This is a genomic window from Dysgonomonas sp. Marseille-P4361 (assembly GCF_900343125.1).
Lineage (GTDB): Bacteria > Bacteroidota > Bacteroidia > Bacteroidales > Dysgonomonadaceae > Dysgonomonas.
The window spans coordinates 140621-167349 of record NZ_OPYL01000004.1; the positions used below are offsets into that span (position 1 = coordinate 140621).

Consider the following 26729-nt stretch of genomic DNA (forward strand, 5'->3'; position numbering starts at 1 on the left):
AATAATTTTATTCAGCAGCCTGAGCTAAGATTTTCTCTCCTTTAGCAATAGCATCTTCTATTGTACCTACATTCAAGAAAGCTTGTTCCGGCAAATAATCTACTTCTCCATCTAATATACGTTGGAAGCCTTTGATTGTATCTTCAATATCAACAATAACTCCAGGCACTCCCGTAAATTGTTCCGCTACATTGAATGGCTGAGAAAGGAACCGTTGAACACGTCTTGCTCTATTTACAATCATTTTATCATTATCAGACAATTCTTCCATACCCAGAATTGCAATGATATCTTGAAGTTCTTTGTTGCGCTGAAGAATTTGTTTCACTCGTTGAGCTGTCTCATAATGCTCTTGTCCTACTACATTTGGATCAAGGCTTCGAGAAGTGGACCCAAGTGGATCTACAGCCGGATATATACCCATTTCTGTAATCTTACGATCTAGCACTGTAGTTGCATCCAAGTGAGAGAAAGTAGTAGCTGGAGCCGGGTCGGTAAGGTCATCCGCCGGCACATATACGGCCTGTACAGATGTAATAGATCCGTTCTTTGTCGAAGTAATACGTTCTTGCATAGCCCCCATTTCGGTAGCCAATGTAGGTTGATACCCTACAGCTGATGGCATACGACCTAACAGTGCCGACACTTCAGAACCAGCCTGAGTAAAACGGAATATATTATCAATAAACAATAAGATATCTTTTGGTCCGTCGGACACAGCATCACGGAAAGATTCCGCTATAGTCAACCCCGATAAAGCCACATCTGAACGTGCTCCAGGAGGTTCATTCATCTGACCAAAGACTAAGGATATCTGTGATTTTTTTAATTCTTCTTCGTCTACTTTAGAAAGATCCCAATGTCCTTCTGCCATACTTTTCTCAAATTCTTCGCCATAACGAATAACTTTTGACTCGATCATTTCGCGAAGCAGGTCATTCCCCTCACGAGTACGCTCTCCTACTCCGGCAAATACCGAGTAACCATTGTGTTTTTTCGCGATATTATTAATAAGCTCCATGATCAACACAGTCTTACCTACTCCGGCACCACCAAAAAGTCCAACTTTTCCTCCTTTTGCATAAGGAGCGAGAAGGTCTACCACTTTGATTCCGGTGAACAAAATATCTCTACTCGTCAGAAGTTCTTCGAATTTAGGTGGTTCTCTATGAATAGGGCTACCACTTTTTTTCTCAAGAACACCCATACCATCAATGGCATCACCTACGACGTTCATCAAACGACCTTTTACCTGCTCTCCAATAGGCATTCGGATTGGTGAACCTAAAGGAACAACCTCTACTCCGCGGCTTAAGCCATCGGTACTATCCATTGCTACGGCACGCACAGTATCTTCGCCTATGTGTTGCTTTACTTCAAGAATCAGCAAACGACCATCAGGTCTTTTAATTTCAAGGGCATCATTGATCTTTGGCAATTTCAAAGCCGGATCATTGGTGTCAAAGAATACGTCCACCACTGGTCCGATAACTTGCGATACATGCCCAACTAATTGTGACATAAACTTCTATGTTTTTATTGTTTGTTTAATTTATTTTACTTCTATGTTTTTCTGACGTTAACTATATGGCAGGATAATAAAAACTCTTGTCTGTTATAGTATAACAAAAGCCCTAAATTACAAAATCTTTTATACAATGATTCAAGACTTGATCAATTAATAATATTTTTCCTGGAATTAGACGCCTCTATTAAAGCTGAGCAAATATAAACATTATTAACTTTTAATTGTACCTTTACATCCGAAAATAATAAGCACACTTACTATTTTTAAACTTTAGTTAACTTTTAGTATTTAAATTTACAGAACTTCTACGAGCTTAATATTTACTTTACACAAATGATAACAACCTTATTTTCCTGGATAGTTATATTTTATACTTTATTCTCTTTAGGAGATTGTTTTATTTTCCTATACAACAAGCTTTGTAAGAACAAAGAAGAGTATAATTTAATTGACACTTTTCTCTTAGGTATATGTTTCGCATGCCTTCTTCTACCCCTTTCATCTTTTTGGTTACCCTCAAATCATGTTATTCTCTTTGCTTACATTATTATAGGAACAGCACATTGGATATTTAATTATGCTCGTTTGAAAAGACATATTGATTCCATAAGACTGTTTGTAACATCAACAACTATCCTTCAAAAAATATTTATCCTTGTTCCTATACTATCTGTATTGTTATATGTATATGTTTCCGAATATTTCTACGATGCCGAATATTACCAATATCAACACATTAGATGGAATGAAGAATATGCAATTGTACCGGGTCTAGGCAATCTAGAGGATAGATTTGGCTTCAACTCCAATTACTTATTATTATCTGCAATATTTACATTTCGCTTCCTTTTTGGCCCCACCGAAGCGATATATAGCTTACAGTCCCTATTATATATATGTATACTTTGTTGGATCACAGTATCTCTCATTAAAAACGGGTATAGTATTTTTTATGGAATACTACTAGCTATCTCTTTCCTTATAATATTCACTATGGGATATTCTTTAGCTAGCTCCTCTACAGACATCCTTCCCTTACTTTTTATTTTTTATTATTTATCAAAGAGCATTATAAACACCAAATGGTCTAAAAACCAACCATTATTGGCCTTATTACTACCTATAACTATAGTTACATTCAAATTATCGACTGCTACATTTTGCTTAATTTGCTTAATCCCATTTATCTTCTTGCTGAAAGAGAAAAAATATAGAGAACTTTCGTTCATCATTTCAGCATCTTTTTTGATCATTTCGCTATGGTGCGTTCGCAATATAATCACCTCTGGATACCTAGTATATCCTTTATATAGTTTAGATTTCTTTAATTTTGATTGGAAAGTGCCTAAAGGAACAGCTATTTTGCAAGAAGCCCATATTTACAATTATGCAAAAAGAGTATACTCTGTTGATTTTCTTAAAGTTCAATTATTCTTCAAGGGAATCATCAATCAAGCTACAACCACAGGTCTCCTTAATATTATATTTTATATAATTTTTCTGATAGCTCCTGCTATAATAATATACAAATACAAAAAAAAGAGACTAGATATAGACAGAGTATTTCTATACATTATTATATCATTCTGCATTATCTTCAATTTCTTAACAGCACCCGATATGCGGTTCAATTATGGATATATATTGGGGCTATTGACTCTCTTAGCTTTCATATTTTTCAATGGTAAAAGATTCTCAAAATTAACAATTACTACAAGCATCCTTGTTTTATGCAGTTTTGTATGCACTGCTACCTACCAGTTTATAGATGAAGGAGGAAAAATTGGAGTTAAATTTGAAAATTATATGGATTTTGTTGCCTTGTATCATCATAGAAACAGAAAAAATACCAACTCTTTTCATGAGTACCATATGGGAAATCAAACTATACATATAACAAAGGAGAGACATGATAATAGAACATTTGATTTATTGCCCGCAGTAGACCCAAATGGAATTCCTTTCGAAAGCTTTAGTGGATTAAAAATACAAGATATCAGAACTATAGAACTTAGAGGAGAATCTCTTCAAGATGGCTTTAAAACTAAACCTGAATACATTGAGATTATTAACAACAATATAGATAAGTATGTTTCGATGTATTATGAAATGCTCGCTAAAAGAGAAAATTGGAATTAAAGTAAATAGTCTTTTATTTTAATTCCCTTACTTTGCTTTTATTATTGTATTTTTGTTATCTGATTAAAAGATAAAATTAAAATAAAATGGGAAAAGTATTAATCATCGGAGCTGGAGGCGTAGGAACTGTGGTAGCGCATAAAGTTGCGCAAAATATGGACGTCTTTACTGAAATCATGTTGGCTAGCCGCACGAAATCAAAATGCGATGCTATTGCCAAAGCAATAGGTGGAAACAAAATACAGACAGCACGTGTAGATGCTGATGATGTTGAGGATTTAAAACAATTATTCAACTCTTTCAAACCTGAATTAGTTATTAATGTAGCTCTACCATATCAAGACCTAACCATCATGGACGCATGTCTTGCTTGTGGCGTTAACTATCTCGACACTGCTAACTATGAGCCTATAGACGAAGCCAAGTATGAATACAAATGGCAATGGGCTTATCAGGACAGATTTAAAGAAGCAGGATTAACAGCAATTCTTGGTTGCGGTTTCGATCCGGGTGTGACAAGCGTATTTACAGCTTATGCTGCAAAACACCACTTTGACGAAATGCACGAGCTGGATATCGTAGACTGTAATGCTGGAGATCATGGAAAAGCATTTGCTACAAATTTCAATCCTGAAATTAATATCCGTGAGGTAACTCAAAAAGGTAAATACTGGGAAAATGGAGAATGGGTAGAAACAGAACCTCATGCAATTCACAAACCATTGAATTACCCTAACATCGGACCTAAAGAGTCTTATGTTATTTATCACGAGGAACTTGAATCTCTGGTAAAAAACTTTCCTACACTAAAACGTGCTCGTTTTTGGATGACATTTGGTCAAGAATATCTAACTCACTTACGTGTAATCCAAAATATTGGTATGGCTCGTATCGACCCTATTATCTACAATGGAGTAGAAATAGTGCCTATCCAATTCCTTAAGGCAGTATTACCCGACCCGGGAGAACTGGGAGAAAATTATACAGGCGAAACGTCTATCGGATGCCGCATAAAAGGGATCAAAGATGGTAAAGAACGTACATATTATGTATATAACAACTGCTCACATGAAGCTGCATATAAAGAAACCGGAGCTCAAGGCGTAAGTTATACAACCGGAGTACCTGCTACTATCGGAGCCATCATGTTTATGAAAGGTTTGTGGCGCCAACCAGGAGTATTTAATGTAGAAGAATTTAACCCTGATCCGTTTATGGAGGAACTAAACAAACAAGGTCTTCCTTGGCATGAGCAATTTGACATAGATCTAGAAATGTAATATATACTTAAAGCGCTGATAATTTCAGCGCTTTTTTATTATTGGCTTAAAATATACTATCCTAATTTCGAAAAAGTCTTTATCTTTGTATCAGCTAGTAAACTATTATTTTATGAAAAGACGAAATTATCCATATGATTTTATATCCTTATCAATTTCTTCTTTTTTATTTATTTTGATACTTATAATTTAAATATATTTATCCTCGGAAAGAATTTCTTTTTCGGGGATTTTTTTTGATCGAGTCATTAATTCTTCAAAAGCTAAACAAAACATGAGCAACAAAAGCCTAGTATCCATCACAGATTATTCGAAGGAAGATATTCTTAGAATACTTAATCTGACAAAGAAATTTGACGAGAACCCAAACAGAAGACTACTTGAAGGAAAAGTTTGTGCCACTCTTTTTTTTGAACCATCTACCAGAACTCGATTGAGTTTCGAAACAGCCGTTAACAGACTGGGAGGGCGTATCATAGGCTTTACAGATGCAGCTACTACAAGTTCTTCTAAAGGAGAGACTCTAAAAGACACTATCCTCATGGTGAACAATTATGCTGACATCATAATCATGAGACATCATTTAGAAGGTGCTGCTCGTTATGCTTCAGAAGTATCCTCTGTACCAATCATCAATGCAGGAGATGGAGCCAATCAGCATCCGACTCAAACAATGCTGGATATTTATTCCATCTACAAGACTCAAGGCACACTAGAAAATCTGACTATTACGATGGTAGGTGATTTGAAATATGGACGAACAGTGCACTCGCTTATTATAGGCATGTCACACTTTAATCCCACATTTCATTTTGTAGCTCCAGAAGAACTAAGAGTTCCGGATACTTACAAAAAATTCTGTGACGAAAGAGGGATTAAATACGAAGAACATATTAACTTTTCTCCTGACGTTATCAACAAAACAGACATTCTATACATGACTCGCGTACAACGTGAGCGCTTTACTGACCTGATGGAGTATGAAAAAGTAAAGAATGTATATATTCTAAAGAAAAGTATGCTTGATGGATCTAAAGACAACCTTAGAGTATTACATCCACTCCCTCGCGTCAATGAAATAGATCAGGATGTAGATGATAGCCCTAAAGCCTATTATTTTGAACAGGCCAAGAATGGGATGTTTACTCGTGAAGCTGTTATTTGCGATGCCTTAAATATACATATCGATTAATAAAAAAAGAGACTAAAATGGGTAAGATAAGAAAAGAACTACAAGTTGCTGCTCTATGCAATGGAACAGCTATCGACCATATACCAAGCAATGTTGTATTTAAAGTTGTATCTCTTTTAGAATTAGACAAGCTAGACAATCCTATTACGATAGGTAATAATCTGGAAAGCAAAAAAATGGCTTCTAAAGGGATTATAAAGGTAGCAGACAAATTCTTTGAAGAAGATGTTGTTAACAAAATTGCTGTTATTGCTCCCAATGTAGTTTTAAATATAATAAAAGACTATGAGGTCGTTGAAAAAAAACGAGTTACACTACCTAAAGTGATAAAAGGTATCGTCAAATGCAACAACCCTAAATGTATCACAAACAATGAACCAATGGCTACTCATTTTGGAGTTGTTGACGCTGAAAAGATAGAGTTACGTTGTCATTATTGTAATTTAAAAATAAAAAGAGAAGACATCATCCTAAAATGAAACAAGACTGGAAACCAGGAACTTTGATATACCCACTTCCCGCAGCTATGATTAGCTGCGGAAGTTGTTCTGAAGAATACAACATAATCACCCTTAGTTGGCTGGGGACGATTTGCACCAACCCTCCTATGTGTTACATATCGGTAAGACCTGAAAGATATTCTTATGATATTATTAAACGAAATATGGAGTTCGTTATAAATATTACAACCGAAGATTTAGCCTATGCAACAGATTGGTGTGGTGTTAAATCAGGAAAAGATTTTCGTAAATTTGAAGAAATGAATCTTACTGTAGGTCAAGCCTCTGTAGTCAAAGCTCCTATTATTCAAGAATCTCCTCTTAATATCGAATGCAGAGTCAAAGAAATTTTAAGTCTAGGTTCTCATGACATGTTTATTGCAGATGTCGTAAATGTAAAAGCTGATGAGAAATATATTGACAAGCAAACAGGTAAATTTAGTCTTGAAGAGGCGAAACCTATCGCCTATTCGCATGGACAATATTATGAGCTAGGAAATAAGATAGGAGGTTTTGGTTGGTCTGTACGTAAAAAGAAATAATCTATAGTTTGATTTCTAATCCATCGTAAGCTATCAACACATTTTCAGGAAGTTCCTTTTCAACCTCCTCATGCAAGCCCATATCATGTGAAATATGGGTTAAATATGCTCTCTTAGGAGACACTTTTTCTATTATTGCTAAGGCTTCATATAAGCTAAGATGAGACATATGCTCTCCTTTTCGGAGAGCATTGATAACTAAAACGTCTACCCCTTCTAACTTACAATACTCTTCTTCTGGGATTGTCTTCACATCAGTAAGATAGACAAAATTAGCAACACGATAGCCTAATACTGGCAGTTTATAATGTTTAACCTCTATTGGTATGATTTGAACACCTGCAATAGAGAATCTTTCCCTTTTATCAACTTCATGCATTGTAAAGACAGGAACTCCTGGATAAGGATTCTCGCTAAAAGAATATGGCATTCTTCTTCTTATAGCATCCAACGTAATCCCATTAGCGTATAGATGCACTTTACCTAATTTAGAAAAGATCCGAAGATCGTCTAACCCTCCTACATGATCGTAATGCTCATGCGTAAGCAATATTCCATCTAAGGGAGAAAAGGGTTCTGGTAAAATCTGTTGACGAAAATCGGGACCACAATCAATCAATATTTTGATCCCATTTATATTTAGCAAGACAGACGCTCTTAAGCGTCTGTCTTTTATATTGTTTGAAGTACACACCTCACATCCACAACCTATCTCAGGGATTCCTGAAGATGTTCCTGTTCCCAAGAACTTTATATTCATTCGTACACTATTTATTTGATCAATATCCACATATCATCCAAAGGAATACCGTAACGACTAATCCGCTTAGGTCTTGAAATTCCTTCAGTATATTTCGAGCTAAAGTCGTCATATATTTTAACTACTTCAGCTTCAGTATCAGCTCCTAATAACAAAGCATAATATATTCCTGTTGTTGTACGTGCAACAAATACTTTCTCTCCCAAAGCATTAAATGTCCTACGAATAAAATCAGCATTATTCTGACTTCTAAAGGCTCCTAATACTATTGAGTATTGTTTTAAGAATTGTTTATCTCCACTATCTATAACAGAGACATCCATTGTTCTGAACTGCCTATTTGCAGCATCTTTATATTCTTGTTTTGGAGATACTTTAGGTGTGTTCAACTCAGAGCTTAATTGAGTGCTTGTACGTGGAGTTTCTGACGATTTAGAAGAACTTTCATTAACTAAATTTGAGGCTATAGCTATAGCAATTGGGTCTTTATCGTCCTCAATAGATCGTCTCTTTCTATTTGTTTTGATACTCGCAATACGGGGATCTGGCTTAGCCTTACCTACATTAGAATAACGATATCCTACATCCATATAACCAAACATACTCAATGAGGATTTAGAAGATGGATCCAATTCCATCTTAAGTATTGATTGTCCATTTTCCGTCTTAACTCTAGACAACCCTACTCCATTTCTCAATAGAGAATCTAATTCCTCAACTACTTCTTTGTCAAAACTAACATCATGAGAAATAACTCCTTCTTGAGTCAAAGTTTGCTGAGAATTAACTTTTAAGACTTTTGTATTTTCCTGAGAATAGGTATTCCCTGATAAGACTAAAAATCCACAAAAAAGTAAAGTCGTGTAAAAATATATTTTCATAGAAATTCCGTATTATTGTCCTTTGAAATAAGACGCGTAACAAAATGTTATTGCAAAGATAAAAGAAAATAAGAGATAGTTAAACAACCACTACCTCTCATGTATAATTTTCTTAGAGATTAGTCTTTCTTCTAGAAGTAGACACCCTTCTATAAATTAAATACACAAAAATTATTGATATTATTATAGATAAAGAAACATCTCCAATTGGTCCTTTATCTCCCACATTACCTGGAAAAGAACTATCCCCATCCTGACCAGGGAGGAATGGATCTTCCCATTTTTCACCTGCACTTAACAGACCATTCATTGGCGTTATAAACGAGGATGTTTCCAACGAATTTACAATTGAACGTTTCTCTCTTTTATAAAATGAAGTAGATGGTAATTCTCCCTCTGAAGATAATATTGGCATATCCATATCATCAGTATCTGCTGCACTCATATAAGTTGAGGGTACAACAATCAATGAAGAAAGTAGTATCAAAAATAATAATATTTGTAGTTTAGTTTTCATCTATTATATCTCTTGTGTCGGTGTATATATGTATAGTTTGTTTATTAAAGTAAAGATAATTTATTGTTCGCTTACAATAATATATATTTATTTACCTGTATTTACGATTTTCGATGTATGATTCCGTTTTCCTGTAATCTTAACAATATAAGTACCTAAGCTCAGAGGTTTCAAGAAATAGTCTGTGTTAGCATCATCGATCTTATCTTTCAAGATTAGACGTCCTTGTAGATCATAGACTTGAATATCACTATTAATATCTCCTTCATTTAGATTTGTAACATAAATAGAAGATCCTTGGTAATAACAAAATATATCTTTTTCATCATTTGTTATGATATCATCTGAATCTCCATCATAAAAACGCAGAACGAATCTATTATTATCTGCTGTATACGTTTTAGTAGTAGACACATCTGATACAAACTTATACTCATCTCCAGGATAGATTCTAACTTTTTTGTCTAGATGTCTATCTATTAGCCAAACGCCAGGAACTGATTCTAAGTTTTCTATTCCATAAAATTTCAGACTTAATTCTTCTGTAGAAGATGGAGGCATAAAGAACAGTCCTAATTCTTTTACATCCGCAGGGATTGCATTACCTAATAATTGTTTACCCTCTGTTGACTTAGTAAAAATAATACTTTTACTTCCCTCATATCTTGTTTTTGTTTTCTCTCCATTATATTCAGGAACGAATTCTTCAAATTTATCAGAAATACCTTTACTTGTATCGTAAGGATCTTGAGCATAATAAGTGGTAGCTGCATCATTAAACACTACTGACATACGATCTGAAGTACGATCTTTGTCATTATTTACTTCGACAACAAACCAATCCTTCATTATTTCATTATCTCTCTCGGCTTGAGCACTTTTCAAATAATGAGTTCTACCAAACATACTTAGCTTATTCATATCTAGCTTAATATCTACATTTGTAGATGCTTGCAAACAGAACATTTGCATTGGGGCAACTAAATACTTCAATGGTTCTATTCCATTCAATGCATTCGCACTTCCTTCGCCATTTGTTCCATCTTCATTATTTCCTACAGCTAGAGTAGATCCGGCATTTCTACTTATATAATCATATTTAGCTTTGAATCGAAATAAATCAGCCTCTTCATCATACTTAACTAAAGCTTCATTGATCAGCCAATATTTAGCACGTAAATGAGCCCCTGTAGGATTCACGCTAGAGACCATAACTGGCTGTGCTTCATTCGGACTTAACGCTAGTAACTCAACAGCATCATTCATACTAGCTATAGTAGAACTGCCATTTAGGTCATACCCTAACAAAGGGTTTAAGCTTATAGGTACCATAAATGGATTACCTAAGAAATTTAATCCAGGTTCTAGACTTACAATAACTTCAGATTTAGACGTATTAAATGTCTCATCTAATATTTCTTCATATCTAGATCTATCTTTACCTTCTTCAATCCAATCTCCGCCAACACCTGCAATAGGTCTATTCGCTGCACCGTGAACAGTAGCATGCTCATTTTCATCATAATAGAAACGGCTAAAGTTATTCATTAAGCCACCAGGCTTAGATAAATAGTCATGAAACACCATTCTATTAAATACATATCCACCTCGTGCTCTATTAGCAGCTAAGATGCTATTTCCATCTCCAAAATTCCAACGCTCATCAATAAAATCATGGTCAGCATGAGAAACTTCCATACTCATAAAGTACCCAACTCCTTTATCCAAACGCTTGTAAGGATCTACAATCGGCACTTTATTCGATGTTATACTTGTTGCATTTGGCTCTGTTAATGCGTGATAGAACATATAATCAGATCCCATGCTAGCAAATGGAGGAGTAAATCCGGTCAAATAATTCCAACCTTCCTTATTTCGAAGCGTTCCTTTTCCATCCGTATATGTGTTTGGATCAGCTATAGGCCTCTGCTGAGCATCAAGAACAAAAGCACCATCATCATAGCGATCAATCTCATAAAGGCTCAAATTGACTTGACTATATGTTGGTATATCCGTATCAGCTGTCACATCCTTAATTCGTGCATACCCACTTTTTATTAATCTAGTATTCAGCGTAGTAGATGCATAATCCTGATCAAATGACATATTTACAGCGAACCTATCTCCTCTTTTCGCATTAACAAAATCAACGGATAAAGCCCCTGTTATATCAACCATAAGGTAACCAACCTTTCTCCAGTCTTCTGTATCTAAAGGCTTTCCCTTTTCTACAGAAATCGAAGGAAAATCGATCCAGTTTACTGTTTTTTGATCATCAATCTTAGCCGTAGTACCGTCAGGAATAACACCATATATTCTTTGCAATGTAGAAGGAGTACCTGCTTCTTTATCAATAAAAGCGACAACTCCATCTGCAAACGATGGTGTATTAGATTTATTCACAAATAAATTTGCTCCAACACCTGTATCTTTTAACGGATCCTTTGCATTAATAAAATCTTTAATAATTTCAGTACGACCTTTCTGTTCTATTGTTGAACCAGATGCGAACTTAGCCGAACCTCCTATATATAAGGTGGTAGATGAACTTTCTCCTTTTTTAGTTTCCCCTTCTTTATATTTAACATACATAGGCGCTTCGGAGTAAAATATTACATCCGACTGCCCCATTATAATGACAGGAAAAAGGAATAATACGATTAATATTACACTAAATCTCATACTGTAGTTTTATAAAAGTCTCTTGTTCAAGTAGTTTTGTAATTAAATAAATAATAAGCACACAAATAAACAGCATAACTTATATTTATACAAGGCAAAGATAATCTTTTTTTTATATAAAAAACAGATATCTTCTTTTTTTTTAAGAGAGTCCATGCTTTTAACATCAACATCAACTAAAAAAGACATTTAACTTACAAATGCTCAGGCCTTAATAAATCATTTATAGTTTTCACCGGATTAAATGTTTCAATGGGAACTTCTACAAAAATAGTATTCCAATCCGACATCGCTCCATTCCATAGTCCAGGAAGTTCTAAAGCCTTCAAATCTTTTCCATTTTTAGATTTCATCGAAATAAAGCCCGTATTATGATCCACATAATCTTTTAAATTATAATGAAACCCTCTGTAATCCTTGATTCCACAGACTAAATCTACTGGATTAAAATGAGTACTCCCTTTAAGCATTCCCACTTTGGCTGGATCAGACATATCAATCTGAGAACTTTCCAATATTTGAGGAGAGATAGTTCCATCCGAGTTTACGGCAAGAAAAGGTCCCCCTCCCGGCTCTCCTACATTCCGAACCATACCACAGACACGACATGGTCGATCCAATTTACGTTTCAGATACAACACTAGTTCTGCATCTTCAAGCAATTTTGTATCAGGATTTTTTACATTTAGCGTATTTTGCAAGAAATATAAAATATCCAGCAACTCTTCACGAGTATATCTACCCGAGTCTAGAAGCTTTGAGTATTCATATATTTTCTCTTGAACACTAACTAATACTCCCGCTAGAATCTTTTTATATTTTGTTTCTACTTCCTTATGCTTATCGGGCACAGTATTATCTATATTTTTAATAAAGACAACATCAGCATCCAACTCATTTAAATTTTCGATAAGCGCACCATGCCCTCCTGGTCTAAAGAGCAACGAACCATCATCTTCTCTGAAAGGTTCATTATTCATATCTACAGCAACAGTATCGGTACTAGGCTTTTGTTCACTAAAGCTAATATCGTAAGAGACTAACAACTCCTTCTCCTTCTCAGGCTGCTTTTCTCCTACAAGTTTTTCAAACAATGCTCTATGCTCTGGAGAAACAGTAAAATGCAATTCGATCTTTCCTTCTCCGTTTTGAGCATACAGATAACCTTCTTGCAAATGTTCTTCTATCGGAGTACGGGAAACATTTCCATATTGATGAAATTTTAATAAACCTTTAGGCAAAGCGCCATAGTTAAGACCTTCAGCCATCAAAAGATTTTTCACTATCGCTTTATAATTTCCTTTTTGCAACAGAGATTCAATCCCCTCCCCTTCATTTTTAATACAGACTGCATTTAAGTCATTATAAAAAGCAAACTTATCCAATCCATCAAAAAAAGTTTTTTCAAAAGCCGTGGCAGGAACTTCATATGGTGCATCTAAGAAACTAAACAGATCTTTGAACATACGACTTGCCGCTCCTGATGCTGGAACGAATTTCACTATTCGTTTCGATGTTGCTCTATAAGCATCCCATTTATCTAGATACTTTTGTTCAGTATCGGAAGTTACTACTACAATTCCTTTATCTACTGAAGCAGCAGAAGCTAACTCTAAATAAGGAAAGCCTGTTTTAAAACGATCCAACTGTTGCAGGAAATCCACAACATCTATTCCTTTTTCTTCAAGGCAACGTTTATCCGAATCAGTCATTGTTCTCATACTTAGTCTTTTTCTTTCTGCAAATTTAGCAAAAATATAATAATATCAACTTAGTTGTTTAAAGAATTCCCAAACCACTATACCTCCGGCAACCGACACGTTTAATGAATGTTTTGTTCCAAACTGAGGTATTTCCACACATTGGTCGCATAGGTCAACTACATCCTGAGACACTCCCTTCACCTCATTCCCTAACACCAACGCATATTTATTTCCTTTATCTAAAGACATCTCATGCAGCATCATACTATCCTTAGCTTGCTCCACTGCACAAATACAATACCCTTCTCCTTTCAGAAAAGATATTGCTTCTTTTGTGTTTTCAAAATATTCCCAATCCACAGAATATTCTGCACCTAAAGCTGTTTTATGAATTTCCGTATTTGGAGGACAAGCTGTTATACCACATAGAAGAATAGATTCTACCAAAAAAGCATCGGACGTACGAAATACAGATCCTATATTATTCAGACTTCTTATATTATCCAATACTATCACTAAAGGAATTTTTTCTGTTTCCTTAAATTCCTCAATTGATTTCCGATTCAGCTCTGTTATAGATTTTACTTTCATATAAACTTAATCTATCAAAACAACACTAGCATAATCAATCTGACCTCCAACCGGTGGGTTGCGCTTCGACAATTTAATCTCGACCTCTTCTATCTCCGAATACTTTTCTTTCAAACTATAGATTATCCGATATGCAACATGCTCCAATAACTTAGACGGAATATCCATTTCTTTTTTCACATCTTCATACACTGATGCATAACTAACTGTATCTTCCAAATTATCAGAAAGACACGATTTCGAGAAATCCACTTTTATCTTTAGACTAACTACGAATACGTTACCTACTTTTTTCTCTTGAGGAAACACTCCATGATTAGCAAAGAAGGTTATATTCTCCAGCAAGATATAACTTTTCATCCTTACCTTTTTTTATTACCGCGCAAAGGTACAAAATTAGCAAATGATAGTACTAAAATGAAATACACAAATCTCTCCTTTAAATAAATAATACTTGTTAAAAGAGGCACTATTTACATTCCACTCCTATTAACTTATAACGATTTTTAATTAAGTTTGCTTTTCTAAACATAAAACGAAATGTAATTAATGGCAAAAATAAAGGAAGTTTTAGCTACTACCGCTAGCATACATAACGTCTTAGTTTCGGGAACACGCATCGTTGGAGATATATGCTCCGATGAAGATTTCAGAATAGACGGGATGATAGAAGGAAACATTACATGTAAAGGCAAAATTATAATTGGAAGAAACAGCTCTATTACAGGCAATATAGAATGTAGTAACATAGAAGTTCTTGGAAAAGTGAGTGGTGATATCAAATGCTCCGAAAACATTATATTACGCGCGTCTGCAATCGTGACTGGAGATATTACAACTTCATCTATTGAAATAGAGCCGGGAGCAAAGCTTGATGGTAAATGCTCTATGTACAAGCCAGAAGAATAACAATTAACATCTAGAACTATAAAAACGTAAACTTATGAGTAACGCAATCCATAAGAGAATTAAAAACTTACATACATTTATGGAAGATAAAAACATACATGCTTTTATCATTCCTAGTACCGATGCTCACCTTAGTGAATATCCAGCCTCTCACTGGGCATCCAGAGAGTGGATTAGTGGATTTACCGGTTCTGCCGGGACTGTAGTTATAACACGAGAAAAAGCCGGACTCTGGACAGACTCCCGTTATTTCTTGCAGGCTGCAAACGAATTAAATAATACAGAAATTGAACTTTTCAAAGAAGGGCTTCCTACTACTCCATCTATAGAAGAGTGGCTAATAAGCGAACTTTCCGAAGGTGATTATGTTGGTATAGACGGAGGTGTTTATGCAGCTAAAGAGGCAATAGGCTTAACTCACAAATTGAATTTGAAAGGTTTACATATCATTAGCGATTACGATCCATTCAGCACTATATGGAATGACAGACCCGAAATCCCTAAGAACCCGATCTTTGTACTACCAACAGAATATACAGGGGAATCTGCAAAAAAGAAAATCTCACGTATATGCGACGCTGTAGAAAAAAACGGGGCAGAATCTCTTCTTGTAGCATCATTAGATACTATTGCTTGGATATTCAATATCAGAGGCAATGACGTAAAATGTAATCCTGTAGCTGTTAGCTATGCATACATATCCAGAGCAGAAACTGTTCTATTTATTGACCCTAAAAAATTGACAGCAGAAACGATTGACTATTTAAAAAGCGAAGGTGTTACAATAGCAGAATACACTAAAGTATTTGACTACATAGCCGGTTCAAAATCATCAATCTGCCTTGACAGTAATAAAGTCACATTTAAGTTATATAACACAATACCTACAGGCAGCCGCATTATAGATATCCCTTCTCCTGCCGACTTGATGAAGAGTATAAAAAACGAAACAGAAATACAGGGATTCAACAATGCGATGGAGCGCGATGGTGTTGCTTTAGTACGTTTCTTAATGTGGTTAGAGAACGCTGTTCCTACAGGAAACGTTACCGAAATTATGATTCCTCAAAAACTTGTTGAGTACAGAAGTCAACAGAAAAATTTTGTAGGAGAAAGCTTCGACACAATATCCGGATATGGACCCAATGGAGCTATTGTTCATTACCATGTAACAGAAGAAAGCTCCCTTGATGTAAAAGCAGAAGGTTTCCTGCTAGTAGATTCGGGCGCACAGTATTTTGATGGAACAACCGATATAACCCGTACTATTGCTGTAGGACCGCTTACAGAGCAAATGAAAAAAGATTACACAATGGTTCTAAAAGGACATATCAATATCGCAACAGCTATTTATCCTCAAGGCACACGTGGAAGCCAGATAGATATACTTGCACGCAAAGCGCTATGGGACAATGGACTGAACTACCTACATGGCACAGGACACGGTATTGGTCATTTCTTGAATGTTCATGAAGGACCTCAAAACATCAGAATGAATGAAAACCCTACAACGCTACAGATAGGAATGGTTACATCTAACGAGCCAGGTCTATATAGAGCAAACCAATACGGAATACGTATTGAAAATCTTGTATTAACTCAGCACGAAACGACTACTGAGTTTGGAGATTTCTATTCATTCAAGACTCTTACTCTTTGTCCTATAGACAAAACTCCAATCGTGAAAGAAATGCTTACCGAAAAAGAAGTGGAATGGTTCAATCTATACCATAAGTATGTATATGATCGCCTATCTCCTCTTTTATCGGAAGAAGAAAAAAGTTGGTTAAAAGAAAAAACTGATGAAATATAGATTCCTACTAATTTTGAGCCTCCTCCTTTACTTTAAAGTGGAGGCTCAAATCAACACAAACAACAATACGCAATCATTCCAATTAGAAGCAGTTATTCCAACACAGAAAGGTAAAAAGATTTACCTGGGACAGTATTGGAATAGTGGTACATATGCTATTGATTCAACATTTATTTCTGATGAAGGGATAGCTAAATTCTCATCTCCAGAGAGTAAGCTTGAGGGTCAATATTTTCTATATATAAAACCAGACTATCAAGTCGATTTTCTCATTGGTAGTGAACAGAACAACATCAAGTTCACCTTGAATGAAAACGATATAAAAGCTAACAAGGTATCAGGATCAAAAGACACCGAAGTGCTATGGCAATACATTCAGATGACATACAATGCTGATAGATTGAGGGAACAGATAGAGAATTCTAATATTTCAGACAAAGAGAAGTCAGCTAAAGAAAAGGAGCTAAATAAAGCCCAAAAAGATATTGACAGTTACAAAAAGGCACTATTTAAACAAAACACAGACCTATGGGGAGCCTTATATATCAAAGGTCTAGAACCAACAGGCATCCCTTACCCTGAGCCCAAAACTCAAGAAGAGGCAAGTGAAAACAGAAAATATGGAAAGCTTCACTATTTTGACAACATAAATCTTACAGATCCCCGATTCTGGAGAACGAATTATTTTGAGAACTACATAGACACATACTTGCAACAATGGGTGGAAGCAAGTCCCGATTCGTTAGCTTCTGCAGCCAGTCTGTTAGTAAAAAAAACGATCGATAATGACATTTGTTTCGAACGTATGCTATCGAAGCTAATAAATGAGTCTATAAAGAGTCTTAAAATGGGAGATAAAAACATTTGGTCTCGCTTGTACGAAGATTACATTATGGGCAAGAATATTTCTTGGATAGATAGTACCCAGTATCTGAAACTGGGACAGATGTATGAAAAAATAAAGAATAACAGAATCGGTATGTATGCTCACAACTTACGAGTACAAACAATCAGTGGGGATAGCATAAACACAAATGGAATAGACAGCAAATACACTATACTATACTTCTACTCTCCTAGCTGCGGATACTGCGTCACAGAGGTTCCAAAGATGTATAACGAACTTTATTCCAAATACAAAGACAAAGGTTTGGAGATTATAGCTTTCAATGTAGGCAGCAGCAAAGAAGATTGGATTAAATTTATAAATGATAACAAGCTTACAGGTTGGATCAATTGTGCCGATCTTAATTACAAATCTCAGTATTGGATGCACTATGATGTATCAGGCACACCATCTGTTTTAGTTCTGGATAAAGATAAAAGGATTATAGCAAAGAAGCTTGATCTGGAAAATTTACAAAAACTTTTTAATTATTTATATCAATAATGGCTTTAATAAAAGAAGTTAGAGGTTTTACTCCTGAAATTGGAGACAATACTTATCTTGCCGAAAATGCAACAATCATCGGCGATGTAGTTATCGGAAAAGATTGCAGCATCTGGTTTAATGCTGTATTGCGTGGTGATGTTAATTCGATAAGAATAGGAGATCGCGTAAACATACAAGATGGAAGTGTTTTGCATACATTATACCAAAAATCTGTAGTAGAAATAGGCGATGATGTTTCTGTAGGGCACAATGTTGTTATACACGGAGCTAAGATAGAAAATGGGGCACTCATAGGGATGGGAGCTATCGTATTAGACCATGCCGTTATTGGCGAAGGTGCTATTATAGCAGCAGGGTCGGTTGTTCTGAGTGGAACTCAAGTCGAACCAGGCAGTATTTATGCAGGAGTTCCTGCTAAGTTTGTAAAGAAAGTAGATCCTGAGCAAGGAAAAGAGATCAACCAAAAGATTGCCAAAAACTACCTGATGTACTCAGGCTGGTTTAAGGAAGAATAAGATTTTCTATAACTAGAAAAATTAAACTAAACTCATTGGTCTGAAACACTCTCTACTCAGTTTTTGCCAATGAGTTTTTTATTTCATATAACTAAAATACTACTTTTACTCTCTATAAGAGGGAACATATCACAAACATCTGCTGTTATTAACTATATAAACAAATTGACTTAAGACATGAAACTAACAGAAGACTTACAATGGCGCCATGCCTGCAAAGGCATGAATGGAGAAAAAATTCCTCAAGAAAAAGTAAACAAGATATTAGAAGCTATCAATTTAGCACCAACATCACTAGGGCTACAAGCTTATAAAGTCTTAGTCATCGAAAATCAAGAATTAAAAGAAACGATATTCAAAGAAGCTTGTCCTCAACAACCAATTACAGCATGCTCTCATCTGCTGATATTCGCTTCATACACACAAATAACAACAAAAGATCTGGATACTTATTTCGACCTCATAAAATGGAAACGTAACCCCGGAGATGAATGGCTCGGCAATTACAGAAAAAAAGTAGAGAGTTTTATGGAGAGAAACTACAATTATTTCGAAGATTGGCTTGCCCGTCAAACTTATATAGCTTTAGGTATAGCCTGTGTTGCTGCTGCTAACGAACATATTGATTCTGTCCCTATCGAAGGGTATGATAAAGCTGCTTTAGATAGGATTCTAAAACTTAAAGAACGGAATCTAGCCTCAACTGTAATGCTCCCTTTAGGTTACAAAGACCCAGAAAAGGATTGGATGAACAATCAACCAAAAGTAAGAAAGGATCTGAATGATTTAATAGAGGTTATTAAGTAACATATGACTCTCGCCAAAGTCAACCACAGCCAATCTATAGGCACATTGATGATTTTATTCAACTCAATTTGGCTCTATACAGGTATAGAAAGATTGTATGGCCAAAACTTTGGAGGAATATTATATATATTTCTATACCCTAATTGGCTTATTATAACATCTATAACTTGCAGTATTACAGGAATATTTCTAGGCATATATGTTCTAAAGAAAAGAGTAAAAACACGATATGGCATCTTAACAAACATAGTTCTAATCATCATTTACACCTTCCTTAATCTTCGCATAACATCATAAAGAACAAAACCCTAAAACAACCAATAATGAAAGACTACATTTTAAAGAAAATCTTAGTAAAACCCGGAAAGCAGCACAAAGTTGCAGATTTTGAGACCGATTACACCGGCGATCTCGAAAAGAAAGAAGCAAAACAGCTTCTAGAAGAAAACACCGAGAAGCTAACGAAATTACAAGATAAACTCTATGCACAAGATAAATACTCTGTATTGATTATCTTTCAGGCAATGGATGCTGCGGGCAAAGATGGAACGATAAAACATGTGATGTCTGGCATCAATCCTCAAGGTTGTCAGGTATTCTCTTTTAAACAACCATCAGCAGAAGAACTCGACCACGACTATATGTGGAGAATTTACAAAAGCCTGCCCGAACGTGGTCGTATAGGGATCTTCAATCGTTCTCACTACGAAGACGTATTAGTAGCAAAAGTTCACCCCGAAATTGTATTAAACGGGAAACTTCCAAATATCAATAAAGTAGAAGATGTAGACGAAAAATTCTGGAAAAACCGTTATCGCCAGATAAACGACTTCGAGAAACATCTAACCGAAAATGGGACTATTATACTTAAATTCTTTCTCAATGTATCTCACGGGGAGCAATTAGAACGTTTCTTATCTAGACTTGAGGATGATTCAAAGAATTGGAAATTTTCTGCATCTGATCTAAAAGAAAGAGAATATTGGGATGATTACATGAAAGCTTATTCCGATATGCTTACCGCCACGTCTACCTCTTATGCACCTTGGTATGTTATACCAGCTGACAAAAAATGGTTTATGCGATACGCTGTAGGGCAGATTATATGCGATAAGATAGAAGAACTAAATCTACACTACCCTATCTTAAATGAAGAAGCGAAAGGGAAAATAGAAGAGGCTAAAAAAGCTTTTTCGACACGAATAGAGAAAGACAATATTGAAAAAGAAGATGATTAAAACTCTATATCAGACAACAGAAAAGCCGCCTACATATTTAGTCTGTAGGCGGCTTCTTTATATTATTCAATCTTTTACAACAATACAATTCAAAAGTTACAGCCATTTCTTCTTTTTAAAGTAAAACAGAATAACAGCTACTGCGACAATCATCATTCCTATAGAAAAGCCATAACCATACTCCCATTCCAACTCAGGCATCCCTTTAAAGTTCATACCATAAACACTCGCTATCAGTGTAGGAGGCATGAAAATAACAGAGATCACGGTAAACATTTTAATAATCTTATTCTGCTCAATGTTTACAAAACCCAGGAATGTATCTTGTAAATAGTCTAGCCTATCGAAACTAAACCGCGTATGTTCCAAGAGTGAGTTTATATCCTTAATAAGGATGGTTATAAGTCCATGTAACTCTTTTGGCATCAGCTGACTTTTCAGCATATTAGAAACAACACGTTGTTTGTCTATTATATTTTCTCGCAACAACATTGTTTTTTCCTGAAGGTTCTTGATCTCCATCAACAATTCCTCGTCAGCCTCTTTTATACTAATACTATTACTCAGAGAGGTAATCTCCATTGTCATATGCTCAACCATATCTGCATCCAGTTCTACCCGAGTCTCCAATATAGCAACAAGCACATGATATCCGGTAGGATACATTTTAGGGTTGGCCGATATTTTTTTTACTGTCTCCTGAAATGAAGTCAATTCTTCTCCACGCACAGTTATCAATATATTATTTTTAAGGATGAATGATACGGGTTCTCTTTCAAAATTACTTAATAAGAAGTTTGAATTTACCACCAGCGAGTCTGCCGTCTCCATATAACGAGAAGACATCTCAATTTCGACCATTTCTTCTTCTTCCTGAATATAAATTTTTAGATAGTCCTCTAATTCACTCTCGATCTCCTCATCCACATTATTTAAGTCTATCCAAAGAAAATTTTTGATTGGAGTAATTTTCAAGAACTCAATGCTACGACTAACTCGTATAGCACCATCTTTATGGTAGAATAGTTTAATTTCCGACATGTCTTTTTAGTTTACTGGTTCACAGTTCTAGTTTTCAAGATTAGTCAGTTTCATTAAGCTACCTGTGCATCTTATGCACTACCTAACACCCCGACTAAATCATTTTCTTATACTCTCGGACAAATGGGCTGCAACGATATTTGTCAATGCTTCGAAATCTGCTACCGAGAGCCGCTCGGGTCGTTCGTCGAAAATAGGACTCGAGTATGCCTCATTTTCTTTCCCCAACAGTGGTTTCATCGAATTTCTCAACGTTTTTCGTCTTTGATTAAAGCCTGTCTTCACGACAGTTTTGAATAACTTTTCATCACAACTCAATTGCTGTCGGTCATTTCTCACAAGCTTGACCACAGCCGACTTCACTTTGGGAGGAGGGTCGAACACCTTCTCACTCACCGTAAAAAGATATTCTATGTCGTACCATGCCTGAAGCAGCACGCTTAAGATACCATATGTTTTACTTCCCGGCTTAGCAGCAATACGTTCTGCCACTTCTTTCTGAATCATGCCTGAACAACAAGGTATCTGATTTTTATATTCTAAAACTTTAAAAAATATTTGAGAGGAGATATTGTAAGGATAATTACCTATCAGACAAAATTGTCCTTCAAATAATTCCTTTAAATTTAACTGCAAAAAATCTCCCTCTATGACTTTCCCATCCAATGCAGGAAAATGTTCATGCAAATAGGGAACAGATTCTCTATCGATTTCAACAACCTTCAAGTCTCTACCCTTTTCTATCAAATATTGAGTAAGCACACCCATACCCGGACCTACCTCTACTACTGGCAGATCGGAGAAATCGTCAAGTGTATCAGCAATCCTACGAGCAATATCTAAGTCTTTCAAGAAATGTTGCCCTAAGAATTTCTTTGGTCTAACTGCAGGCATACTTTATATTTATCACTATATTTGCAGCCGCAAAGGTAGTGTTTTTATTATAAATATTTAACTTTAATGCAACACTATTATTTACATAAATACAAATTTATTGATTTGGCATGGAAGAAACAGGCAATGGGATAGCTTCTAAAAAAAGCTCTTTATTGAACAAACTGATCAAAACTATACTACCTCTGGCTTTAGGTATCGTTATTTTATATTTTTTATTCAGAGACATTGACTTCAAAGAAGTATGGATTATCTTGAAAGAAGCTAATTGGGGAATTCTTTTAATCTCTCTTCCTTTTGGACTCTTAGGCAATACCATCAGAGGTTACCGATGGGAACTATTCTTAAAACCGTTAGGATATAACCCTAAAGTATCTACTCTTAACTATGCTACCTATGGAGGGTATGCAATAAACTTCGCATTGCCTCGCGCCGGAGAATTATGGAAAACCGGAGCAGTTTCTAAAGAAGAAAACATTCCTTTTACCAAAGCCTTTGGTACAATGCTACTCGATCGTATTTTCGACACTTTCACAGTCTTAACCATTACCCTTTTTGCTTTCATCTTCAATATGCAATTCTTTATTGATCAGCTTAAAGAAAGAAAAAAAGCACTAGAATCTATTATCGAGATATTACAATCTCCTTTATTTTACATTGGTATAGGTGCGGCTATTATCACCACATACATCGTATTAAAATACTTCAGTGAAAACATAATAGTCCGTAAGATTAAAGAATTCACAAAAGGAATTATTCTTGATATGAAAGCTATTTGGAAAATGGATACAAAAGGTCGGTTACTCCTATACACAATCGGCATATGGGGTTCCTATTTTCTTTACTTCTACATCACATTCTTCGCTTTCGACTTCACCAAAGATTTAGGTTTTACCGCAGGATTGATAGCCTTTGCCCTTAGCAGTATAAGTATGGGTGTTCCATCAAATGGAGGCTTAGGTCCTTGGCAGGTAGCTGTTGTTGCAGCATTAGCTTTATATGGTGTTAGCGGATTAGAAGCTAAAGCTTTTGCAGTGGGAGTCTTTGGATTACAATCGCTTTGGGTTATATTATGTGGGTTTTTCGGGATGGGAATGCTCTCCTTGAAAAAATCGAAATAAATCCTTTATTTCTAAAAAACATCAAAACACACAAGAGATCTAAATAAAAAGATATCTTTTTAGGTTAAAATAGAGGGGATGCCCCCTTCTCTTTCTAATGGTTTGCGTATATTTGATACACTTACAACCTAAATAAAAGACTTATGAAATATATCTATTCTTTCTTGATCTTATTTTTAATATATCTCACCATCTCAACTTGCAATCTCTATGCGCTTACCCACAAACAAAGCAATACGATAAGCGACACGCTTCCTTTACTAAAGATCGGTCTAATTGCAGATATACAATATTGCGATTGTGATGCCAGAGGAACCCGTTTTTACAGAAACTCGCTACCCAAAATAGAAGAAGCTGTTAAACAGTTAAACGAAAATGAGGTCGATCTGACTGTCAACCTTGGTGATTTATCCGACAAAACACCCAGTGATATAGATACAATAACAGCAAGATTGAGTAAATTAAAAACTCCAATCCACAACATTGCAGGGAATCATGACTATATGGGGATTACAGACAATCAAATTTTATACGGTAAATTAAAAATGCCCTCTGAGTATTACACATTACATCTTTCAGATCAAAATATTGCTCTTATTTTCTTGAACACAAATGAGATTTCGTCTTATGCCAATATAACCAACACTCACAAACAGAAAGAGTTCGAGAATATAATGACTAAAATAAAAAAAGAGAACAGAATAAACGGATATGAATGGAACGGAGGTATTAGCAATAAACAATTAACTTGGCTAGACAATGTTTTAACTGATACTGACAATAAAAATATTAAAGTGATAATATTTACCCATCACCCACTCTACCCAAAACACGATCACAATACACTTAATGATATAGAGGTTCTTTCGGTACTCGAAAAACACGAATCTATTAAAGCTGTATTTTCAGGACATTACCACAAAGGTAATTTTGGCAAGTTCAATAATATACCATTCATTACTTTAGAAGGAATGATAGAAACAGAGTATGACAACTCTTTTGGAATAATGAAAATTTACGAAAACAGACTTATTGTTGAAGGAAAAGGTAGAATGACTTCCCGCTCTTTTACATTCTAAAAGACGCTTCATTTTGTCATAATATCAAAATGACATAATTACGATATTTTTAGCAAAGTCTTTTCGTCTATGAACAGAAGACTTTGCTAAAATTTTATATCTTTGTTACTAATCGAAATTTTTAAATACATAAATATATGTCAAAAGAAATACTTGATCTAAAACCGACACGATTGTGGAAGCACTTCTACGATCTTAATCAGATTCCTCGACCGACAGGGCAAATGGAGGAAGTTACAAAATTCGTTATCGATTTCGGAAAATCTTTAGGATTGGAAGTAAAACAAGATAAAACAGGAAACATTGTTATTATCAAACCGGCTACAGCAGGAATGGAAAATGCTCCGGTAGTGATATTACAATCTCACCTTGATATGGTTCCTCAAAAAAACAATGATGTAGTTCATGACTTTACTAAAGACCCTATCGAAATGAAAATCGAAGGAAACATTGTAAAAGCTAAATCTACAACATTGGGGTCTGACAATGGCATCGGAGTTGCGGCTATAATGACTGTTCTTGAAGACAAAACTCTGTCTCACGGAAAGATAGAAGCACTTTTTACAGTAGACGAAGAAGTTGGGATGGTAGGTGCTAGTGGCTTACAGCCAGGCTTCCTTAGTGGAGACATTCTATTAAATCTTGACACTGAAGAGATAGGCGAACTTTGCGTAGGATGTGCCGGTGGTGTAGATATTAATGCTACATGGGAATACAAAGATGTAGAAGTTCCGGAAGGTGATATCGCCTACAAAGTGGTTCTGAAAGGACTAAAAGGAGGGCACTCTGGTACCGAAATACATTTAGGAAGAGCTAATGCAAACAAGCTAATGGCATATTTTTTAAAAGATGCTATCAGCAATTTCGAAGTACGTCTTTCAGCTATCGATGGAGGATCGCTACGCAATGCTATTCCTCGCGAGTCGTGGGCTATAGTAACCCTACCTCAAGAAGACGAAAAAGACTTCCTTGACTTGGTGAAAGAATATGAGGGGATCTACAAGGAAGAGTACAAAGCGGCTGAAGTTGTTGCAAACCTATCTTTCAAAGCTGAAAAGACAGAACTTCCAAAAACATTGATCCCGGAAGAGATTCAAGATGGACTTATCAATGCTGTAGTAGCTTGTCAAAACGGATCTATTGGTATGTTAACCGAATTTGAAGGTATCGTTGAAACTTCTACAAACCTAGCATCTGTAAAATCTTCACCGGGTCGCATTGAAGCAAAAATGCTTGCTCGCAGTTCTTCTGAAACTCGCAAAGATGAAATCTGCTCTAGCTTGGAAAGTGCATTTGCGTTAGCAGGAGCAAGAGTTGACATAGAGAACCCTTATCCGGGATGGCAACCTAATGCCCAGTCTAAAACATTAAACATGATGGCTGAGCTCTATGAAGAAATGTTCAACGAAAAAGCTCATGTAGTTGTTGTTCATGCTGGACTTGAGTGTGGAATCATACTTTCAAGCACTCCTGGGTTAGACATCGTATCTTTCGGACCTACAATTTTGAATGCTCACTCTCCGGACGAGTATGTAGAAATAGATACTGTTGAGAAATTCTATAGCTATCTGTTAAAAACACTAGAAAGAATAAAATAAGACTAT

Annotated in this window: 24 protein-coding genes; 14 read left to right on the forward strand and 10 right to left on the reverse strand. The window is 35.5% G+C overall.

Annotated elements, in window-relative coordinates:
• Positions 1–7 precede the first annotated feature (7 nt).
• The gene (gene atpD, locus DHU68_RS09205) at positions 8–1522 is read right to left on the reverse strand and encodes a F0F1 ATP synthase subunit beta (RefSeq protein WP_108822695.1); all 1515 of its coding nucleotides are present in this window, start codon (positions 1520–1522) and stop codon (positions 8–10) included.
• Positions 1523–2113: 591 nt separating this feature from the next.
• On the opposite strand from atpD, the gene DHU68_RS09210 reads away from it, so the two are divergent.
• The 5 genes from DHU68_RS09210 (at position 2114) to DHU68_RS09230 (ending at position 7181) form a co-directional block, all read left to right on the forward strand.
• Entirely contained in the window at positions 2114–3667 is a 1554-nt protein-coding gene (locus DHU68_RS09210; protein ID WP_160111116.1) for a hypothetical protein, read from the forward strand.
• A gap of 86 nt (positions 3668–3753) precedes the next feature.
• A complete protein-coding gene (locus tag DHU68_RS09215) occupies positions 3754–4947 on the forward strand; it encodes a saccharopine dehydrogenase family protein (RefSeq protein WP_108822697.1) in 1194 nt (397 codons plus the stop codon).
• 274 nt (positions 4948–5221) lie between these two features.
• Complete coding sequence (gene pyrB, locus DHU68_RS09220) at positions 5222–6139, forward strand: aspartate carbamoyltransferase (RefSeq protein WP_108822698.1); 918 nt, start codon at positions 5222–5224, stop codon at positions 6137–6139.
• A 17-nt stretch (positions 6140–6156) separates the two neighbouring features.
• Positions 6157–6618: an aspartate carbamoyltransferase regulatory subunit gene (pyrI, locus tag DHU68_RS09225; protein ID WP_108822699.1), complete on the forward strand. Its 462-nt coding sequence runs from the start codon at positions 6157–6159 to the stop codon at positions 6616–6618.
• On the forward strand, positions 6615–7181 hold the full coding sequence (locus DHU68_RS09230) for a flavin reductase family protein (RefSeq protein WP_108822700.1): 567 nt from the start codon (positions 6615–6617) through the stop codon (positions 7179–7181). The genes pyrI and DHU68_RS09230 overlap by 4 nt, the downstream gene beginning before the upstream one ends.
• Before the next feature lies 1 nt (position 7182).
• Here the strand turns inward: DHU68_RS09230 and DHU68_RS09235 are convergent, their stop codons facing one another.
• The 7 genes from DHU68_RS09235 to folB all read right to left on the reverse strand — a co-directional run bounded on the left by DHU68_RS09235 (position 7183) and on the right by folB (position 14675).
• Complete coding sequence (locus DHU68_RS09235; protein ID WP_108822882.1) at positions 7183–7941, reverse strand: MBL fold metallo-hydrolase; 759 nt, start codon at positions 7939–7941, stop codon at positions 7183–7185.
• An 11-nt stretch (positions 7942–7952) separates the two neighbouring features.
• Positions 7953–8822 carry an SPOR domain-containing protein gene (locus DHU68_RS09240; protein ID WP_108822701.1) on the reverse strand — a complete coding sequence of 290 codons (870 nt, stop codon included), beginning with the start codon at positions 8820–8822 and terminating at the stop codon, positions 7953–7955.
• A 112-nt stretch (positions 8823–8934) separates the two neighbouring features.
• The gene (locus tag DHU68_RS09245; RefSeq protein ID WP_108822702.1) at positions 8935–9267 is read right to left on the reverse strand and encodes a hypothetical protein; all 333 of its coding nucleotides are present in this window, start codon (positions 9265–9267) and stop codon (positions 8935–8937) included.
• A 159-nt stretch (positions 9268–9426) separates the two neighbouring features.
• Positions 9427–12021, reverse strand: a complete 2595-nt coding sequence (locus DHU68_RS09250; RefSeq protein WP_108822703.1) for a T9SS type A sorting domain-containing protein — start codon at positions 12019–12021, stop codon at positions 9427–9429.
• A gap of 194 nt (positions 12022–12215) precedes the next feature.
• Positions 12216–13733: a DUF4301 family protein gene (locus DHU68_RS09255; RefSeq protein WP_108822704.1), complete on the reverse strand. Its 1518-nt coding sequence runs from the start codon at positions 13731–13733 to the stop codon at positions 12216–12218.
• 54 nt (positions 13734–13787) lie between these two features.
• Complete coding sequence (locus DHU68_RS09260; RefSeq protein ID WP_108822705.1) at positions 13788–14315, reverse strand: RNA methyltransferase; 528 nt, start codon at positions 14313–14315, stop codon at positions 13788–13790.
• A 6-nt stretch (positions 14316–14321) separates the two neighbouring features.
• On the reverse strand, positions 14322–14675 hold the full coding sequence (folB, locus tag DHU68_RS09265) for a dihydroneopterin aldolase (RefSeq protein WP_108822706.1): 354 nt from the start codon (positions 14673–14675) through the stop codon (positions 14322–14324).
• Positions 14676–14864: 189 nt separating this feature from the next.
• On the opposite strand from folB, the gene DHU68_RS09270 reads away from it, so the two are divergent.
• The 6 genes from DHU68_RS09270 to DHU68_RS09300 all read left to right on the forward strand — a co-directional run bounded on the left by DHU68_RS09270 (position 14865) and on the right by DHU68_RS09300 (position 20990).
• Positions 14865–15224 (forward strand): polymer-forming cytoskeletal protein, encoded by a 360-nt coding sequence (locus tag DHU68_RS09270; RefSeq protein ID WP_108822707.1) that lies wholly within the window; start codon positions 14865–14867, stop codon positions 15222–15224.
• Between the two features lie 34 nt (positions 15225–15258).
• The gene (locus DHU68_RS09275) at positions 15259–17037 is read left to right on the forward strand and encodes an aminopeptidase P family protein (protein WP_108822708.1); all 1779 of its coding nucleotides are present in this window, start codon (positions 15259–15261) and stop codon (positions 17035–17037) included.
• Positions 17027–18427: a thioredoxin-like domain-containing protein gene (locus DHU68_RS09280; protein ID WP_255412476.1), complete on the forward strand. Its 1401-nt coding sequence runs from the start codon at positions 17027–17029 to the stop codon at positions 18425–18427. Before DHU68_RS09275 ends, DHU68_RS09280 begins: the two co-directional genes overlap by 11 nt.
• Positions 18427–18945, forward strand: coding sequence for a gamma carbonic anhydrase family protein (locus DHU68_RS09285; RefSeq protein ID WP_108822710.1), 519 nt, complete (start codon positions 18427–18429; stop codon positions 18943–18945). The genes DHU68_RS09280 and DHU68_RS09285 overlap by 1 nt, the downstream gene beginning before the upstream one ends.
• A gap of 177 nt (positions 18946–19122) precedes the next feature.
• Entirely contained in the window at positions 19123–19752 is a 630-nt protein-coding gene (locus DHU68_RS09290; RefSeq protein ID WP_108822711.1) for a nitroreductase family protein, read from the forward strand.
• Between the two features lie 323 nt (positions 19753–20075).
• Positions 20076–20990, forward strand: coding sequence for a polyphosphate kinase 2 family protein (locus tag DHU68_RS09300; RefSeq protein ID WP_108822713.1), 915 nt, complete (start codon positions 20076–20078; stop codon positions 20988–20990).
• Between the two features lie 96 nt (positions 20991–21086).
• Here DHU68_RS09300 and corA read toward each other — a convergent pair whose 3' ends face one another.
• Both corA and rsmA read right to left on the reverse strand, forming a co-directional pair.
• The gene (gene corA, locus DHU68_RS09305) at positions 21087–22031 is read right to left on the reverse strand and encodes a magnesium/cobalt transporter CorA (RefSeq protein WP_108822714.1); all 945 of its coding nucleotides are present in this window, start codon (positions 22029–22031) and stop codon (positions 21087–21089) included.
• A gap of 99 nt (positions 22032–22130) precedes the next feature.
• Entirely contained in the window at positions 22131–22925 is a 795-nt protein-coding gene (rsmA, locus tag DHU68_RS09310; protein WP_108822715.1) for a 16S rRNA (adenine(1518)-N(6)/adenine(1519)-N(6))-dimethyltransferase RsmA, read from the reverse strand.
• Positions 22926–23035: 110 nt separating this feature from the next.
• Here rsmA and DHU68_RS09315 point away from each other — a divergent pair, with 110 nt between their 5' ends.
• From DHU68_RS09315 to DHU68_RS09325, 3 genes are all read left to right on the forward strand, one after another.
• The gene (locus DHU68_RS09315) at positions 23036–24046 is read left to right on the forward strand and encodes a lysylphosphatidylglycerol synthase transmembrane domain-containing protein (RefSeq protein ID WP_108822716.1); all 1011 of its coding nucleotides are present in this window, start codon (positions 23036–23038) and stop codon (positions 24044–24046) included.
• Between the two features lie 143 nt (positions 24047–24189).
• Positions 24190–25125 carry a metallophosphoesterase gene (locus DHU68_RS09320; RefSeq protein WP_108822717.1) on the forward strand — a complete coding sequence of 312 codons (936 nt, stop codon included), beginning with the start codon at positions 24190–24192 and terminating at the stop codon, positions 25123–25125.
• Between the two features lie 137 nt (positions 25126–25262).
• Positions 25263–26723 carry an aminoacyl-histidine dipeptidase gene (locus tag DHU68_RS09325; protein ID WP_108822718.1) on the forward strand — a complete coding sequence of 487 codons (1461 nt, stop codon included), beginning with the start codon at positions 25263–25265 and terminating at the stop codon, positions 26721–26723.
• The last annotated feature ends 6 nt before the right edge of the window (positions 26724–26729 follow it).